The sequence below is a fragment of the Glaciibacter superstes DSM 21135 genome (genome assembly GCF_000421145.1).
In the GTDB taxonomy this organism is placed as follows: domain Bacteria; phylum Actinomycetota; class Actinomycetes; order Actinomycetales; family Microbacteriaceae; genus Cryobacterium; species Cryobacterium superstes.
Genome location: NZ_ATWH01000004.1, coordinates 309,421 through 326,727, shown reverse-complemented (window position 1 = coordinate 326,727; position 17,307 = coordinate 309,421). Strand labels below are relative to the sequence as shown.

Annotated in this window: 12 protein-coding genes; 11 read left to right on the top strand and 1 reads right to left on the bottom strand. The window is 65.6% G+C overall.

Annotated elements, in window-relative coordinates:
- Positions 1–7 precede the first annotated feature (7 nt).
- Positions 8–1,186: an FAD-dependent oxidoreductase gene (locus K323_RS24850; RefSeq protein ID WP_051147244.1), complete on the top strand. Its 1,179-nt coding sequence runs from the start codon at positions 8–10 to the stop codon at positions 1,184–1,186.
- Between the two features lie 100 nt (positions 1,187–1,286).
- On the opposite strand, the gene K323_RS0107430 is transcribed toward K323_RS24850, so the two are convergent.
- On the bottom strand, positions 1,287–2,546 hold the full coding sequence (locus tag K323_RS0107430) for an isochorismate synthase (RefSeq protein WP_026851371.1): 1,260 nt from the start codon (positions 2,544–2,546) through the stop codon (positions 1,287–1,289).
- Between the two features lie 333 nt (positions 2,547–2,879).
- Here K323_RS0107430 and K323_RS30205 point away from each other — a divergent pair, with 333 nt between their 5' ends.
- The 10 genes from K323_RS30205 (at position 2,880) to K323_RS0107375 (ending at position 17,248) form a co-directional block, all read left to right on the top strand.
- Entirely contained in the window at positions 2,880–6,509 is a 3,630-nt protein-coding gene (locus K323_RS30205; protein WP_211219825.1) for a family 43 glycosylhydrolase, read from the top strand.
- Between the two features lie 162 nt (positions 6,510–6,671).
- Positions 6,672–7,904, top strand: a complete 1,233-nt coding sequence (locus K323_RS0107415; protein ID WP_022884652.1) for an ROK family transcriptional regulator — start codon at positions 6,672–6,674, stop codon at positions 7,902–7,904.
- Positions 7,905–7,959: 55 nt separating this feature from the next.
- A complete protein-coding gene (locus tag K323_RS0107410; RefSeq protein WP_084697091.1) occupies positions 7,960–8,841 on the top strand; it encodes an ABC transporter permease in 882 nt (293 codons plus the stop codon).
- On the top strand, positions 8,838–9,677 hold the full coding sequence (locus K323_RS0107405) for an ABC transporter ATP-binding protein (RefSeq protein ID WP_245570940.1): 840 nt from the start codon (positions 8,838–8,840) through the stop codon (positions 9,675–9,677). The genes K323_RS0107410 and K323_RS0107405 overlap by 4 nt, the downstream gene beginning before the upstream one ends.
- Positions 9,678–9,702: 25 nt before the next feature.
- Positions 9,703–10,725, top strand: coding sequence for an aliphatic sulfonate ABC transporter substrate-binding protein (locus K323_RS0107400; protein ID WP_022884649.1), 1,023 nt, complete (start codon positions 9,703–9,705; stop codon positions 10,723–10,725).
- 7 nt (positions 10,726–10,732) lie between these two features.
- Positions 10,733–12,355, top strand: a complete 1,623-nt coding sequence (locus K323_RS24840) for a sulfatase family protein (protein WP_022884648.1) — start codon at positions 10,733–10,735, stop codon at positions 12,353–12,355.
- Between the two features lie 45 nt (positions 12,356–12,400).
- Positions 12,401–13,837: a sulfatase family protein gene (locus tag K323_RS0107390; RefSeq protein ID WP_022884647.1), complete on the top strand. Its 1,437-nt coding sequence runs from the start codon at positions 12,401–12,403 to the stop codon at positions 13,835–13,837.
- Positions 13,838–13,890: 53 nt separating this feature from the next.
- The gene (gene ubiE / locus K323_RS0107385; RefSeq protein ID WP_022884646.1) at positions 13,891–14,607 is read left to right on the top strand and encodes a bifunctional demethylmenaquinone methyltransferase/2-methoxy-6-polyprenyl-1,4-benzoquinol methylase UbiE; all 717 of its coding nucleotides are present in this window, start codon (positions 13,891–13,893) and stop codon (positions 14,605–14,607) included.
- Between the two features lie 32 nt (positions 14,608–14,639).
- Entirely contained in the window at positions 14,640–15,845 is a 1,206-nt protein-coding gene (locus K323_RS0107380; RefSeq protein ID WP_022884645.1) for a polyprenyl synthetase family protein, read from the top strand.
- 20 nt (positions 15,846–15,865) lie between these two features.
- Positions 15,866–17,248: an FAD-dependent oxidoreductase gene (locus tag K323_RS0107375; protein ID WP_022884644.1), complete on the top strand. Its 1,383-nt coding sequence runs from the start codon at positions 15,866–15,868 to the stop codon at positions 17,246–17,248.
- Positions 17,249–17,307 lie beyond the last annotated feature (59 nt).

Sequence of the window (17,307 nt, the reverse complement as noted above, 5' to 3'; positions counted from 1 at the left end):
AGATGACCTGCGCGTACTCATCGTCGGCGCAGGCATCGCCGGGGTGACGGCCGCCCAACTGCTTCGTCGTGACGGCCGTCACCCGGTGCTCATCGAGCGGGCCGCAGACGACAGCCACCCCGGCTACATGCTCGCGCTCATGCCGATGGTCGACCAGGCGCTTGAGGAACTCGGCGTTCGAGAGCAGTACCGCGAGAACAGCGTTCCGCTCAGCCGGTATGCGGCGCACTCGCACACCGGGCACATGCGCCGCGAAGACTCCATGTCGAGCATCTTCGACCAATACGGCGACTACCGGGGCATCGGCCGCGGCGAACTCATCGAGGTGTTGACGACGGATGACTGCGCCGTCACGTTCGATTCGGCGGTGACCACGCTCATGGACACCGCCAGCGGTGTCGTCGCCACCCTCGCTGTGGGTGACCAGACCCATGAGCTCGAGTTCGACCTGGTCGTCGTGGCCGACGGCATCCATTCGGCCACCCGCGCAGTGGTCCTCGGGGCTCGACCAGTGGAAATCGTCGACACCGAGTGGGGCGGCTGGGTCGTCTGGGCGCCCGAAGACGCGGAGTCCGATCTCGGCGAAGAACTCTGGGGTGCGGGATTCTTCCTCGGCACCTACCCCGTCAAGGGCAGTATCGGGGTCTTCCTCGGCGGCCCGAGCGCCGATACACGAGGCGGTGCCGCACCGTTCATCGACCGCGTGCGCCGTTCGTTGAAGGAGTCCTCACCGCGAATCGAGAGCGCACTTCGCGCTGTGGCCGACGACCCCGACCCGTACTACTGGCCCCTGACCGACTGCCGCTCTCCCCGGTGGGCCTTTTTGCGCACCGCGCTGCTCGGAGATGCCGCGGCCGGCTTCCTGCCGACGGCCGGAATCGGCGCCGGCATGGCAATGGAGTCGGCCTGGGTGCTCACACGGATGCTGCGGGGCGCCGCTCCCGCTGCCATCCCCGCGGTTCTCGCCGCTTACGAGCAGGCGCAACGACCCCGCGTCGAATCAGCGCAGAGTAACTCGCGTGCACTGGCCGGTGCCATATTCCGCCGCAGTCGCATTCTCGCCGTGCTCCGCGACCTCGCCATAAGGATGGTGAGCGTCACGTTCGCGTTGAAGCCCATCCAGAATCTGCTCGCGAACAGCCCGAATCCCGAACCTGCCGTTGCCGAGGCAGAGCGCGGTCGCTGACCGGTTCCCCTGCCGAGTCGCCCGTTTCGGTCCTTCCCGAGCTCGATCCTTCCCAAGCTCAGCGAAAGTGCTCTTCGGGCCACTCGACGCGTGGGATCCGTCAGCCGAAGGCCTCCACGACCGGGCGGAACTTCATCTTTGTCTCCGCCAGCTCCCGCTCCGGCTCTGAGTCGAGCACGATACCGCAGCCTGCGTATGCCGTGATGCCGCCGTCGGCATCCACCTGCGCGCATCGCAGCGCGATCGCCCACTCACCGTCACCGTCGGCGCCGATCCAACCGACCGGACCCGCATAGCGGCCCCTGTCGAACGGCTCGAGCTCGCGAATCAGCGCGAGAGCGTCATCGGTCGGTGTACCGGCGACCGCGGCTGTCGGGTGCAACGCCGCGATCAGGTCGAGGGAGTTCGACCCGTCGCTGAGGGTGCCCTCGAGGTCGGTCGCGAGGTGCCAGAGGTTCGGCAGCTTCACGGTGAAGGGAACTTCACTCACGGTGATGTGCGAGGTGTGCGGCCGAAGAGAGTTAAGCACGCTCTGCACGGCGAACTCGTGCTCGTCGCCGTCTTTGGCCGAGGTCGCCAGCGTGAGCGCTGCCTCGTGGTCTGCCGCGGCATCCGCACCCCGTGAAATCGTGCCGGCGAGTACTCGGGCGTTCACCTCGCCGTGGTCGGCGCGGATCAGCGTCTCCGGGCTCGAGCCGACCAGGCCGTCGACGGCGTAGGTCCAGCAGTCTGGGTAGCCGAGAGCGAGCTCGGTGATCGCGCGGCGCAGGTCGGATTCGGCCGGCAGGTGCCCGACCAGGTCGCGAGCCAACACCACCTTGCTGAGATCACGATTCGCGATGTGCTCGACGGCGTCGCCGACCGCTCGCCGGAAGCCGTCTGGCGGCAGCGCACCAGGCAGCAGCGAGATGCGATACTCGTCGCCGAGCGGCCGGAGGGCGAGGGGGATGTCGGGTGCCGGGGTGCCGGTGCCAGTGCCGGTCGGACCGGCTTCTGTCAGGTGCGTGCGGGTGACCCAACACTCGCCGTTCTCCCGCCCGACCACCACCTCCGGCACGATCAGCACGCTGGTCTCTGACGACGACTCGTCGAAGGCGAACGCTCCGAACGCGATCAGGCCGGTGCCGCTGCGTGCGAGCGGATCGTTCACCGTCGCTGCGGCGACGACCTCGCGCCACGCTGCCGCGGCATCCGTCATGCGGGTCGGCCCGGAGAATTCAAGCCGCAGGGCGACGCCGATGCCGGCCAGGCCCTGGTTACGTCGCATCCAGAGCAGCGGCTTCCGCTGGTCGAGAAGGAGGATGAGTTGCCGGATGTCGCTGATCGGCGTGGTCTCGACGGTCAATGCCTGCGCTGTCACGTATCGAGCCTACCCGCGGCGATGTCGGGGTGCGGTCATGGGGCCGAGGCACTGAGGCGGGGTCCTGGGCGCGTCTTGAAAAGGGGACCTGGGCGCGGCCCTGGGCCGCCGGGCGCACCTGCGTCGGCGTCGGCTGTTGAACGACCTTTCTGCCGAAGTCTTGACGGAAAAATGATCGTTCCGTTAGATGGTCGGACGGGGAACACGCAGAGGCCCGGTGGCGGTCGAAGTCGATCGTCGCCTGCTCTCAGACGTCGCGCAAAGAGGCATGCCCGCGCGCCCGAAAACGCTGCGCACACGCGGAGACGTGGACAACGAGGGAGAACACTTCTGATGCGATGGGGAACATTCACGCTGAGGTCGGCAGCACCGAGGTCGGCAACACTGCGGGCGGCAGCAGTATTGGCCGCCGCCACCATGATCGGAGGCGGCCTGCTGCCGTCGGCCGACGCGAATCACGCTGCCGCCGCCGCAGTGGAAACCGCAGAGGAAACACCGGCAGCGTCCGGCACGTACACCAATCCGGTGAGTGCGGGCGTCGTCGACACGTTCCCCGACCCCGCGATGATTCGCGGCAAGGACGGCGCCTGGTACGCCTACGGCACCACGAACCCCATCTTCAACAGCGCAGGCGAGACCGGCGAGCACATCCTTCCGATGATGCGGTCGACCGACCTCGTCAGCTGGGAGTACATCGGCGACGTCTACCCTACGGATGCCGAACGGCCAGGCTACTGGGCCGCCGGCACGCGCCCGTGGGCCCCGGACATCCGTTACATCGACGGTGAATATCACCTCACATACTCGCTCTCGAACGGCGGGGTGGCGATGCTCACGGCGCAGGCGCCGACCGGCCCGTGGGTCGACCACGGCCTCATCATTCCAGGAGCAGGGGTCGCCGGCTGCCCGACGGGAAATATCGATCAGGCGTTGTTCACCGACAGCGACGGCACCCACTACGTGTACTGGGGCAGCTACGACGTGCTCTGCGTGTCGGAGCTGAACGCCGACGCCACGGCGCTCGCCGGCGAGGTCACCCAGGTTGCGCAGGGTCGCCGCATGGAGGGCGGCATCGTCATGCAGCGTGACGGCTGGTACTACCTCATGTACTCAGACGCAGGATGCTGCGACGGCGAGTTCAGCGGTTACACCGTGAAGGTCGGGCGCGCCGACAACCCGCGCGGCCCGTTCCTCGATGACGACGGCGTCGACCTGATGGCCCCGAGCAGCAAGGGCGGCTTCGTGCTGACCTCGAACGGCAACGGATTTGCGGGCACCGGCCACAACACGATCCAGACCGACCTCGCCGGGCAGGACTGGCTCATCTACCACGCCATCCCCACCGCCGACCCCGACTTCCCACCCGTCGACGGGCGCACCCTGTCGAAGCGACCGCTCATGATCGACCGCCTCGACTGGATCGACGGCTGGCCCGTCGTGCGCGCGGGTGCCGGCCCGTCGAACGGTGAGGAGACCGCTCCGGTGACCACCCCTCTCGTCGGCACGGACTTCACCAATACCTCACTCGATGACTGGAAAGTGAAGGGCGACGGTGAGGCAACGATCGCGAGCGACCCAGACGCGGGCGAGCACCTCCGCCTCGCGGCAGAGGGCACTGCAAAGGGAAATGCCAAGAAGTCTGGCTCCGCTGCCATCACGAGTCACGACACGGTGTCTGGCGATCTGCGGGTACAGGCTGACGTGCGTTTGAGCACAACGGATGCCGCGTCCGCGACGTCCGGTGCGGTCGGTCTTGTGGTCGGTCAGCGTGGTCAGAACGGTGCAACCGCGTGGATCGATCGTGCGGCGGGGGAGCTGCGTGTCGAGGTCGTTCACGGGAGCAAGGTCGCCGCTCAGTCGTCACCGCTGCCTGCGTCGTTCGACTACGGTTCGTGGCACGTTGTCACGCTCGAGTGGCGCGGTTCCAGTGTCACGGCAGAGGTCTCGGCCGACGGTCTGCGTGATCCACTCGCGACAGTAGAGGTCACGGCTCCGAAGCAGGCACAGACGAACGGAACGATCGGAATCGCCGCGACCGCGGCATCCGTCGATGCTGACAACCTCAGCGCCGCCGAAATCTACACACCCGTGACCGAGCGTGTTGCAGACCCCGCGGTTGGTGAACTTCTGCCGGAGTATTCAGATGAGTTCGACGCAGCGGGTGCGCCTGAGGCCGGCGACGACGCCTGGAACTGGGTGCGTCGACCCGCGTCTAGACCGAACGTCTCCGACGGTTCGCTCGTCTGGCCGACGCAGGGAGCCGAACTGTATCAGGCGACGAACTCGGCGCCGGTGCTGCTGCGCGATGCGCCGAACGGCGATTACGTCGTTGAAACGAAGCTCATCTTCGACGGGACCAAGGGCGCTCAGCAAGCAGGGCTGGTGCTGTACGAGCACGATGATCGCTACCTGAAACTCACGCATTCTGTGCTGCCATTGAACCGGAAGGGCGAGTTCCTTCACCAGACCGAGTTCGGCAAAGAGGCGGAACGGCCGACCACGACACCACCCACTGCCGTCGCCAATGGCCCGATGTTCGGGGCAGCCCCAGCGGAGACGACGTGGCTGCGGCTCTACGCGCAGCTGGACGAGGAGAACGGCGAGTACGACGTGCGAATGGCGTCGAGCACCGACGGCGAATCGTGGCAGTGGGGCGGGGTCTGGTCGATTCCGGCGCTGGGCAACCTGCGCATCGGTATCGTCTCGATGAACGCCGAGGGCGCGACGGCCGAGTTCGACTATGTGCACACCTACGCGATGGACGGCGAGAGTTCGGCGTTCCCAGCGAGCTGGCCGCTGCCGATGCCGTACGGCACCGCTGATGGTCGCTCCGAAATCACTCCGCGACCCGACAACTCGATGGTGCTTGACCTCGAGACGCGACCCCAGGATGCGGAGCTCGGGCGGGTCTGGATGCGTGACACCTACGTCAACCGCTTCGAGGTCGACGGCGAGACGCTGTACGTCGCCACCGGAACGACAAAACCGGCCGAGCTCGACAAGGCTGCCCCGTGGAACGACGGCATCTACGTGTGGACGGCGCCATCGCTCGAGGGGCCGTGGACCCTCGTCGACACGACGTCGATTCGGCCAGACGAGACGAAGGGCAAGGTGTGGTCGCCGGAGTTCGTCGGTGAGAACACCGATGATCGAGTGGTGGTCGCCGACTGGCAGACGTACAAGAATCCGGACGACCCGGCGACGCGCGCAGGAGATGTGTGGGCGCCCGAGGTGCACTACGTCGACGGAAAGTGGTACATCGTCGCGTGCATGGGTGACCACTCGAAGCTGACCGGCTCGTTCATGCTGGTCAGTGACGGCGGGCCGGAGGGGCCGTATCGCAACATCGAGGGAAGCGTTGAGAATCCGCTCGGCGACCCCGTCCGCGCCTCGAATCCGCAGTATTACCACATCGACGGTGGGCTCTTCGATGACGGGGATGAGACGTACCTCGTGTTGCACAACGATCTGTACTCCAGGATGACGGCCGATATGGAGGATCTCGAAGCGCCCCACGACCTGCCGCGTTTCGAGCAGGCGAAGTTCTCCCCTGAGCCGTATCTCGAGGGGGCGACGGTCACCAAGGTCGGCGACAAGTACTACCTGATGCACGCGGTGTGGGCGAACAAATCGGGCACCGCTCTGGATCCGACCTGGTCGTACCTGCCGAACAGCGGTGTGAAAGACCAGTACGACGCCATGGTCGCGGTGTCCGACTCGTTCGAAGGACCGTACTCCGCTCGGTACACGGCCGCTGTCGGGGCCGGGCACAACAACATGTTCATCGACGAAGACGGAACGCCGTGGATGACATTCTTCCGCAACCCGGCCCACGGGTACTGGGCCTCGCCTGGCCGCTCCGACGAGGCGGCGGTAGCGGGAGTCGTGCGCCTGGAGCAGGCGGGTCCGCAGGGCGCCATGCTCTACGCCGAGCGACCGTCGACGGATGCCGCGTCTGACTGATTGAGGACGGCAGTTGGCAGGGTGCTCACCTTTGGGTCGGCACCCTGCCGGTTTCTTCGCCCGGTGTCACATGGCTGGGTTCTGACCTTGATCGGGCGAATCTTCAAAGTTTTTCTGCCGGGTTGTTGACGGAAAAATTACCGGCCGCTTAGCCTGTCTCTCATGTCAACGACGATCGGAATCCACGCCCTCGTGCGGAGGACCCACGAAGAGCGGGTACTCGGCACGTTGCGCGCTCAGGGATCGCTGAGCCGCGGCGAACTCGCCAAGCGCGTCGGCCTCTCGCGCACGACCCTCTCCGAAATCACCGTGAGCCTCCTGCGGCGCGGTGCCATCATCGTCGCCGACACGGATGCCACGCTGCGTGCCGGCAGTGGTCGCCCCGCCGAGCGGCTCGCCCTCGACCCCGATTCCGGCCAGTTCCTCGGCGTCGACTTCGGTCACCGCCGCGTGCACGTCGTCGTGGCGGATGCTTCCCATGAGGTCATCGCCTCCGGCCTCGAACGGTATGTCGACGATACGCCATGGACGGAGCGGGTCGAGATCGCCTTTGACCTGATCGAACGTCTGAGCCGCGAGACCGGCGTGCACTACGGTGCGCTGCAGGCGGTCGGCATCGGCGTCCCCGGTCCATACCGCGGTGGGCGTACAGGCACGCCGGCCGTGAGCTGGAAGACGCAGCTCGCCCCAGACGGGGTCGACCTCGCGTTCGCCACGCGGTTCCACGCACCAGTTTTCGTGGACAACAACACCCGACTCGCCGCGCTCGCCGAGGCGATCACCCGGCCAGACGCGGTCGACAACCTCCTCTACCTTCGGCTCTCAGACGGCGTCGGCGGTGGTCTCGTCGTCTCTGGCCGCCTGGTCTCCGGCGCACGGGGTTTCGCCGGCGAACTCGGCCATGTGATGGCGGACCCGCTCGGAAGAACCTGCCGCTGCGGCAAGCGCGGATGCCTCGAGACGATCGCCTCTGTGCCGGCAATCCTGGCCAGCTGCCGGGAAAGCGGTGTGGAGGTCCAGACACTCGACGACCTCGCCGCGGCGGTGGAGAAGGGCGATCCGGCGGTTGACGTCGTGCTCCGCGAAGTCGGATCGACGATCGGCCGCGTCCTCGGGGCCGCCGCGATGACCCTGGACCCGCGCGAGGTCGTCATCGGCGGTGAGATCGTGCGCATCGCGCCCGTGTTGGTTGAGCAGGCTGCGGCCACGCTGCGCTACGAGCTCTATCCGATCCCCTCCGACCAGCCCGTTGTGGTGCGAGCCGCCGGGCTCGAAGACAGCGACGGTGCGCTCGGCGCCATCGCTGCCATCTTTCATCAGTCCCCACTCCTCGCCGGATACCCAGAGTCCGCGGCATCCGGCGAACCCGTGCAGCAGCAAAGGAGCGCACAGTGACCTTTTCCAGTTCCGTCAATCCGCACCGAGGCCCGTCATGGAGCGAGTGATCGAAATGACCGATGAATCAGAACGTGACAAATCAGAACAAGCTGCTGCCCGCGCAGTCGCCGCCGGCAGCACGGCGACCACCGCCCTGGCTGTCGCCGCGCCTCGGTCAGGTGGCAAGCCACCGCGCCGCAGTCGCGTGAGCAAGCGCACGAAACTCATCGTGTTGAATTGCATCTCCGTCGTTGCAGGTATCGCGATCTGGTGGATCCTGGCGCTGAACGGTTTCCAGTTCCCCACACCGCCTGAGGTGGTGGAGAAGGCAATTCAGCTCTGGAACGCCGGGATCCTGCAGCAGGACATCCTCGCGAGCCTCGGCCGCGTGCTCACGGGTTTCCTCCTCGGCTCCGCCGCTGCCGTCCCTGTGGGCTTCCTGATGGGGTGGTACACGGTCGGTCGAGGCCTCTTCGAACCGTGGATCCAGTTCTTCCGTACCATTCCGCCGCTCGCCCTGTTGCCCCTTGTGCTGGTTCTCCTCGGCATCGGCGAAGTGCCGAAGGTGTTCGTCATCTTCCTTGCGGCGTTCCTCGCCTGTGTCATCTCGACGTACCAGGGCGTCGTCAACGTCGACCGCACGCTCATCAATGCCGCCCGCGTGCTCGGTGCGAAAGACGGTGCGATCTTCGTGCGGGTCGTCGTTCCGGCTTCGACGCCGTTCATCCTCGTTGGCATGCGCGTCGGCCTCGGCTCGGCCTGGGCCACTCTCGTCGCGGCCGAGCTGCTCGCCGCACCGGCTGGACTCGGGTACCGGATGCAGCAGGCCCAGCTTTATTACGACCTCGCGACGATCTTCGTCAGCATCGTCGTCATCGGCATTCTCGGCCTGGTGATGGACCGACTGCTGCTCCTCGCAGAAACCAAACTCACCGGATGGCAGGAACGGCGATGACGATGACGACCAACACCACCACGACAAACACGGCCACAGCGAAGATCTCCGTTCAGGGGGTGCGAAAGACCTTCCAGTTGAAGAATGAGGAGTTCGTGGCCCTCGACCACGTCGACCTCGACATCGCCGACAACGAGTTCGTCACCGTTGTCGGCCCGTCTGGATGCGGCAAATCGACACTCATGAACATTCTCGCCGGGCTGGAGGAGCCTTCAAGCGGCCACGCACTCGTCGACGGCGAGGAGGTCTCTGGCCCCGGGCCGGAGCGAGGCGTGATCTTCCAGCAGTACGCGCTCTTTCCGTGGCTGACTGTGCGCAAGAACGTCGAGTTCGGTCTCAAAGTCGGGGGAGTGCCGAAGGCCGCCCGCCGGGAGCGCGCCGAGTACTTCATCCGCATGGTCGGGCTCGAGCAGTTCGCCGACGCCCTTCCGAAGATGCTGTCCGGCGGCATGAAGCAGCGCTGCGCAATCGCCCGTGCCTACGCCGTGAACCCGTCGATCCTTCTGATGGACGAGCCGTTCGGAGCCCTCGACGCCCTCACTCGCGTGAAGCTGCAGGAACAGCTGCTCGAGACCTGGAACCGCGAGAAGCGCACAGTCATGTTCATCACCCACGACGTCGATGAGGCCGTGTTCCTCGCGAACCGGGTCATCGTGATGGCGGCCCGTCCAGGTCGCATCTACGAGACCGTCGAGGTCGACCTCCCATACCCCCGCACCGAAGACGTGCGGCTCAGTCCGGAATTCGGCGAGCTGCGCAATCGTGTGTGGCACGCGGTGTACCACCAAGAGCCCGGCACCAACGCCGGAACCACGTCGTCTTCACCGACGGCCTGAACCCCCGAGAAAGGGACTGCACACTATGTCATACACCAGGAAGATGCTCGGCACAGCCGCCGTTGGCATCGTATTGGCGCTCACCATGAGCGGATGCGCCGGAGACGGCAACGCTGCCGAACAGACCGACGCATCCGGAGAGGCGGTCGAGGCCATCGATGTCAACTTCGGCTACATCGCGGACTTCAACGGCACGAGCCTGCTCGCGATCGCAGAAGACCAGGGATTGTGGGAGAAGCACGCCGTGAACATCACGACGACGCCATTCACGAACGGACCGCTCCAGATTCAGGCACTCGGCACTGGTGACCTCGATTTCGGGTACATCGGGCCTGGCGCGTTCTGGCTGCCAGCCTCCGGCCAGGCGAAGATCGTCGCCATGAACACGCTCGGCCAGGCCGACCGCGTTGTTGCGCAGCCCGGTATCGACTCGATCGAAGACCTGCGTGGCAAGAACGTCGCGGTGCCGGAGGGCACCTCAGGCGACATGATCCTCACGCTCGCACTCGAAGCGGCCGGCATGACGAAGGAGGACATCAAGCTGGTGCCGATGGAGCCCGCGTCGATCGTCGCAGCCCTCTCCTCCGGTCAGGTCGACGGCGCAGGGTTCTGGTACCCGGCGCTCGCCACGGTCAAGCAGCAGGTTCCGGGTCTCGTCGAACTTGCCGAGAACAAGGACTTCGAGGAGACCGTCGCCTTCCCAACGGCGTTCGTGGCCGGTAACGACCTCGTTGCCGATGAGCCGGAGAAACTCGATCGAGTGCTGAAGGTGCTGCGCGAGGCCACTGAGTTCCGCGCTGAGAACACCGACAAGGCGATCGAGCTCACCGCGGCGTTCAACGCACTCGACCCGGCTCAGGTCAAGGCCGATGCCGGCAACGTGGAGATCCTCTCTCTCACGGAGCTCGACGAGCTCACCGAAGACGGCACCGTGAACAAGTGGCTCACGAGCATGGTCGACTACTTCGTCGCCGCCGGGAAGCTCACCGAACCCGTCGAGCCGACGGAGTTCTATACCGGCGACCTCTTCCTGAAGGCTGGCGAGTAACCACTCAATGAATCCGAGCAACATCCTCTTCCTTATGACCGATCAGCATCGAGCGGACACGCTCGGGGCGTACGGCAACGAGCTGGCGGCGACGCCGGTGCTCGACGAGCTGGCCCGAACGGGCACGCGGTTCGATCGCTGGTACACCCCGACAGCCATCTGCACGCCGGCTCGTGCGAGCCTGCTGACCGGTCAGGCCCCCTTCCGCCATCGCGTACTCGCGAACCATGAACGCAACGTTGGGTACCTCGAAGACCTCGCAGAGGGTTCATTCACGTTTGTCGAAGCGCTGCGCGATAAGGGCTACAACACGGGACTCGTTGGAAAGTGGCATGCGGGAACAGAGAAGAAGGCCGCCGACTTCGGTTTCGACGGTCCAGATCTCCCCGGGTGGCATAACCCAGTTGAGAACGAGGACTACCTCGGCTATCTGCGCGAGCACGACCTGCCGCCGTATGCGATCAGTGATCGTATCCGCGGCACGCTCCCCAACGGTGGGCCGGGCAACCTGTTGGCTGCCCGGCTCCACCAGCCCGCCACGGCGACGTTCGAGTATTACCTCGCAACGCGCACCATCGAGCTGCTCGAACGCTACGCGGCAGACGGGCAGCAAGACGGCACGCCGTTCTTCCTCGAGCTGAACTTCTTCGGGCCGCACCTGCCGTACATCGTGCCCGACGAGTACTTCGACATGTTCGACCCGGCCGACATCGCGCTTCCGAAGTCGATCTCCGAAACCTTCGAGGGCAAGCCGCCTGTACAGCGAAACTACAGCGCCCACTGGACCTTCGACACGATGCCCATCGAGGTCACACGCAAGCTGATCGCCGTCTACTGGGGTTACGTCGCCCTCATCGACGAGCAGATCGGCCGTGTCATGTCTGCCCTAGAGCGACTCGGTCTCGTCGATGAGACGGCCGTGTTCTTCACCTGCGACCACGGCGAGTTCACCGGTTCTCACCGCCTGCACGACAAGGGTCCGGCGATGTACGAAGACATCTACCGAACGCCCGGCATCCTTCGCATTCCCGGCAGCCCGGCCGGCCAGGTGCGCACCGAGTTCGTGAGCCTGCTCGACTGCACGGCTACGATTCTCGAGCTTGCCGGCATCGATCCGGCGCCTGCCGTCGATTCCCGCAGCCTCGTGCGGCTCGCGGCGGGTGAAGACGTCGAATGGGACGACGACATCGTCTGCGAGTTTCACGGGCACCACTTCCCGTATCCGCAACGGATGCTGCGGAACGACCGCTACAAGCTCATCGTGAACCCCGACTCGGTGAATGAGCTCTACGATCTGCACATCGACCCAGATGAACTTCAGAACGTCTACGAGCACCCGGAGATGGGCGGCATCCGTGGCAGCATGATGCAGCGTCTGTACCGCGTTCTACGCGATCGCGGCGACAACTTCTACCACTGGATGACGACCATGTACGACGTCGGCGAGGTCGACTACGACCCCACACAGAGTGGGCTCGACGAGACGACCTACCAGGCCATTGAGCGTGGTGCCGCGGCATCCGCTGGGCCTGATGTCGAGATGAATACCGCTGAAACGGATGCTTCGGAAACGGATGTCGCGGTGGTGGCGCCAGATCCGCGTTCAGAGCCGTCGCAGCGGAGCGCATAGTGCCGTCGCAGCGGAGCGCATAGTGCCGTCGCAAAGGAGCGCATAGTGCCCTCGAAGCGCCGGCCGAACATCGTCATGATCCTCACCGACGACCATGCCGCGCACGCCATCGGCGCTTACGGCTCGGTCGTGAACACGACGCCGCGCATCGACGAGATCGCGGCGGAGGGCTGGCGCTTCGAGAACTGCTTCGCGACGAACTCGCTGTGCTCACCGAGCAGGGCGTCCATCCTCACCGGCACCCACAGCCATGTGAATGGCGTGACGACGCTGGAGACGCCGATCGACGCCGGCCAGCCGACGTTCATCTCGCAGTTGCGTGAGGCCGGGTACCGCACGGCGATCGTCGGCAAGTGGCACCTGGGCGACGGCGATGGGCACGACCCGCAGGGCTTCGACTACTGGGACGTTCTCCTCGAGCAGGGGGAGTACCACGATCCGACGTTCCTCTCGGTCGACGGTCTGCGCACGGAACGCGGCTACGCGACCGACCTCATCACCGATCTTGCCCTGGCGTGGGTCGAGCGCATTGAATCGGATGCCCCCTGGTGCGTGTTGATCTTTCATAAGGCGCCGCATCGGCCCTGGCAGCCAGACGCGAAGCATGCCGAACTGTATTCGGAGCCGATCCCCGTGCCGGCGACGTTCACCGACGATCACACCACCCGCACGTCTTCGGCCAGGCGGGCGGCAATGCGCATCGCCGAACACCTGAACACCGACGACCTGAAGATCGACCCGCCGACCGGGCTCGATTACGAGGCAGAGGCGCTCTGGAAGTACCAGAGGTACATGGAGGACTACCTGCGCTGCGTGGCATCCGTCGACGACAATGTCGGCCGGGTCATCGACTGGCTGCGTGATCGGGGAGACTTCGAAGACACGCTCCTCATGTACTCGTCTGACCAGGGTTTTTTTCTCGGTGACCACGGCTGGTTCGACAAGCGCTTCATGTATGAGGAGTCGATTCGGATGCCGCTCGTCATGAGCTACCCACGGGTGCTCAGCGCAAAAGGCGTGGCAGATGGCATCGTCACGAACGTCGACTTCGCGCGCACGATTCTCGATGCGGCCGGTGTGGAGCCGCACCCGCGGATGCAGGGGCGCAGCTTCTGGCCAGACCTCGCCGGTGGCGCCGGTGAGCCGCCTGTTGACGGCTTCTATTACCGGTACTGGGAACACGATGACGTGTTCCACAACGCGCCGGCCCACTACGGTTACCGCTCAGCGCGGTACAAACTGATCTACTTCTACAACGATGGGCTCGGTCTCCCCGGCACTGGGGCGTTCACGTACCCCGGTGAGTGGGAGTTGTACGACCTCGAACGCGATCCAGACGAGCTGTACAACGTCTATTTCGCCCCGGACTACCTGGACCGGCGCGAAGACCTGAAGGTCAGCCTGTGGAAGTTGCAGACCGAGCTGGGTGACAGTGCGCACGTCTCCCAGCCGCGGCCGGAGCGGCTTGGCCAGACGGCGTAGGCGTGCTTTCGCCATCGACCGCTCTCCCAGTGGGCGCAACCTAGACTGATGGGGTGAACAGAGCAGACCTCAGCAAGCAGCCCGCCCAGGTGGCAGCGATGTTCGACGAGGTCTCCACACACTACGACCGCACGAACGGGCTGCTCGCCCTCGGCAATGACGCGCTGTGGCGCATCGCAACCACCCGTGCCGTGAATCCGAAGGCCGGCGAGCGCATCCTCGACATCGCCGCCGGAACCGGAACGTCGAGTGTGGCGCTGACCAAGACCGGCGCATACGTCGTCGCCGCCGATTTCTCGGCCGGCATGATCGACGTCGCTCGCGCTCGCCACCAGGACAATCCGCTGATCGAGTTCGTGCAGGCGGATGCGACTGCCCTTCCGTTCGATGACGACTCCTTCGATGCCGTCACGATCTCCTTCGGGTTGCGCAACGTTGTCGAACCGAAGAACGCGCTCGCCGAGTTCTTCCGCGTCCTGAAGCCCGGCGGCCGTGTTGTCATCTCCGAGTTCTCGCGGCCCCCGCTGGCGATCATGCGCGCCGGCTATTCCGTCTACCGCAATATCGTGATGCCGGTCATCGTCAGACTGTCGTCGTCGAACTCGGAGGCGTACGACTACCTCGACGAGTCGATCGCCGCGTGGCCGGCCCAGAGGGAACTCAGCGGCTGGCTGCGAGACGCGGGCTTCACCGCCGTGGCCTACCGCAATCTGACCTTCGGCGTCGTGGCGCTGCATCGCGGGCTGAAGCCCGCTTCGCGGTCTCGCTGACCCCCTCCCCTTTCAATCGCTAGGCTGACAGAGTGAAACCGAGCTCCCCTGTGGTCCGTCGCAGCTCGTCGATGACGTCGCAACTCGGCCTGACCGATCGCATCTTCTCGACAGCCGCAGACCGCGGCCTCGCCTCAGACATCGAAACCGGGCTCGATTCCGTCGAGGCCGGACTGCTTGCCGAGGTCAGATTCGCCGACCAGATCGCCGACGCGACCGGCCGTTATCTCCTGAATGCCGGCGGCAAGCGGGTACGACCGATGCTCGCCCTGCTCACCGCACACCTCGGTGACGGGGCGGTCTCCGACGTCGTCACAGCCGCCACCGCGATCGAGATCACCCACCTCGCCTCTCTCTACCACGATGACGTCATGGACGATTCCGACCGGCGCCGCGGGGTGCCGAGCGCCCAGACGGTCTGGGGCAACTCCGTCGCCATCCTCACCGGCGACCTGCTGTTCGCCAGGGCAAGCCAGCTGATGGCCAGGCTCGGCGAGCGCGCCATCCGCCTGCAGGCGAGCACCTTCGAACGCCTGGTTCTCGGCCAGTTGCACGAGACAATCGGGCCACAAGACGGCGAAGACCCTGTACAGCACTACATCCAGGTGCTCGCAGACAAGACCGGGTCGCTCATAGCGGCCGCTGCACAGGCCGGCATCGTGTTCTCCGGAGCTCCCGCAGAATACGAGACCCCACTGGTCGAGTTCGGTGAGAAGATCGGCGTGGCATTCCAGCTCATCGACGACGTCATCGACCTCTCCCCGCAGCCGGAGGAGACCGGCAAGGTCCCTGGCACCGATCTCCGCGCCGGCGTCGCGACCCTTCCATTGCTTCGGCTGCGCGAGCGAGCGAAGACGGATGCCTCAGACGCCCAGTTGCTTGCGCATCTGGAGGGCGAGGTGCTGGGTAGCGCATTCGGTCTGAACGGTATGCAGGCGACCGGGCCGCTGCCGGTCACTTCCGCCCACGGGCCTACCGGGCCCACGACATCCGTTGCCGACCAGGCCGGGCTCGGCCAGGCCGCTGCAGGGCAGCCGGCGCGCGAACCGGCTCCGAGCGAAGAGACCATCAACGCGGCCGTCGTCGCATTGCGCGAGCATAAGGTCACCGCGCAGACGCTGGCCGAGGCCCACAGTTGGGCGCGCGCCGCGGTCGCCGCGCTCGCTCCGCTTCCTGCCGGCTCGGTGAAGAAGGCTTTGACGAAGTTTGCGGACACGATCGTCGAACGGTCGAGTTAGTCCGTGCGAGAAAGGCTCATATGACGAAACTACGACTGGCCATCGTCGGCGCAGGACCGGCCGGCATCTATGCAGCAGACATCCTGCTGAAGGCTGAACGCAACTTCGAGGTCTCCATCGACCTCTTCGACCACCTGCCGGCGCCCTACGGACTGGTGCGCTACGGGGTTGCTCCAGACCACCCGCGTATAAAGGGCATCATCAACGCGCTGCGAGACGTGCTCGACCGCGGCGACATCCGTCTGTTCGGCAACGTGCAATTCGGAACCGACATCACACTCGACGACCTGAAGAAGCACTACAACGCGGTGATCTTCTCAACCGGGGCGGTGCGCGACGCGAGCCTGAACATTCCCGGAATCGAGCTCGAGGGGTCGTACGGAGCGGCGGAGTTCGTCAGCTGGTTCGACGGCCACCCCGATTTTCCGCGCACCTGGCCGCTTGAGGCCAGGGAGGTTGCCGTCATCGGCAACGGCAACGTGGCGCTCGACGTCTCACGAATCCTCGCCAAGCACGCCGATGACCTGCTGCCGACCGAGATTCCGGCGAACGTCTATGACGGGCTCAAAGCCTCGCCGGTGACCGACGTGCACGTGTTCGGCCGGCGTGGCCCGACATCCGTCAAATTCACACCGCTGGAACTGCGCGAGCTCGGCGAACTGCGCGATGTGGACATGATCCTCCACGAAGAGGATTTCGACTACGACGATGCCGCCCGCGCCGCGGTCGCCAGCAACAAGCAGGTCTTCGTGATCGACAAGGTGATGAACCAGTGGCGGCAGCGGCCGGTCGGCGAGGCCAGCCGGCGTCTGCACCTGCACTTCTTCGCGAAGCCGCTGGAGATCGTCGATGACGGCTCGGGGCGCGTCGGTGCGATTCGGTACGAGCGCACGGCACCGGATGGCGAGGGTGGCGTGGCGGGGACAGGAGAGATCCGCGAGGTGCCGATCCAGGCCGTGTACCGGGCCGTCGGGTATTTCGGCACGCAGTTGCCCGGCATTCCGTTCGACAAGCGGCGCGGGATCATCCCGAACCGTGAGGGCCAGGTGCTGCGGAAGGCCGACCCGACGTCGGGTTCAGCCGGCTGGACAGAGCAGATGTACGGCGTCTACGCCACCGGGTGGATCAAGCGCGGGCCGGTCGGACTCATCGGCCACACCAAGTCAGACGCCATGGAGACCATCCGGCACGTGATCAACGATCTCGGCAACTGGTGGCGGCCCGAGTCGCCTTCTGAGCAGAGCGTGAGCGACCTGCTCGATTCGCGCGGGATCAAGTACACCGACCTCGACGGCTGGCACAACCTCGACCAGCACGAGATCGGGCTCGGGTCTGGCGAGGGCCGGGCGCGGGTCAAGGTTGTGCCGCGCGACGACATGGTGCGCATCTCCCGCGCCGAGTAGCGCGCGCTCGTCAGTTTTGCGCTCGCGAACCGTGAGTTGAGCACCTTCCCAGCGCTGGG

What these genes read in the sequence shown, in the direction of transcription:
- K323_RS30205 (WP_211219825.1), top strand. Translation starts at nt 2,880, where the DNA reads ATGCGATGGGGAACATTCACGCTGAGGTCGGCAGCACCGAGGTCGGCA.
- K323_RS0107415 (WP_022884652.1), top strand. Translation starts at nt 6,672, where the DNA reads ATGTCAACGACGATCGGAATCCACGCCCTCGTGCGGAGGACCCACGAA.
- K323_RS0107410 (WP_084697091.1), top strand. Translation starts at nt 7,960, where the DNA reads ATGACCGATGAATCAGAACGTGACAAATCAGAACAAGCTGCTGCCCGC.
- K323_RS0107405 (WP_245570940.1), top strand. Translation starts at nt 8,838, where the DNA reads ATGACGATGACGACCAACACCACCACGACAAACACGGCCACAGCGAAG.
- K323_RS0107400 (WP_022884649.1), top strand. Translation starts at nt 9,703, where the DNA reads ATGTCATACACCAGGAAGATGCTCGGCACAGCCGCCGTTGGCATCGTA.
- K323_RS24840 (WP_022884648.1), top strand. Translation starts at nt 10,733, where the DNA reads ATGAATCCGAGCAACATCCTCTTCCTTATGACCGATCAGCATCGAGCG.
- K323_RS0107375 (WP_022884644.1), top strand. Translation starts at nt 15,866, where the DNA reads ATGACGAAACTACGACTGGCCATCGTCGGCGCAGGACCGGCCGGCATC.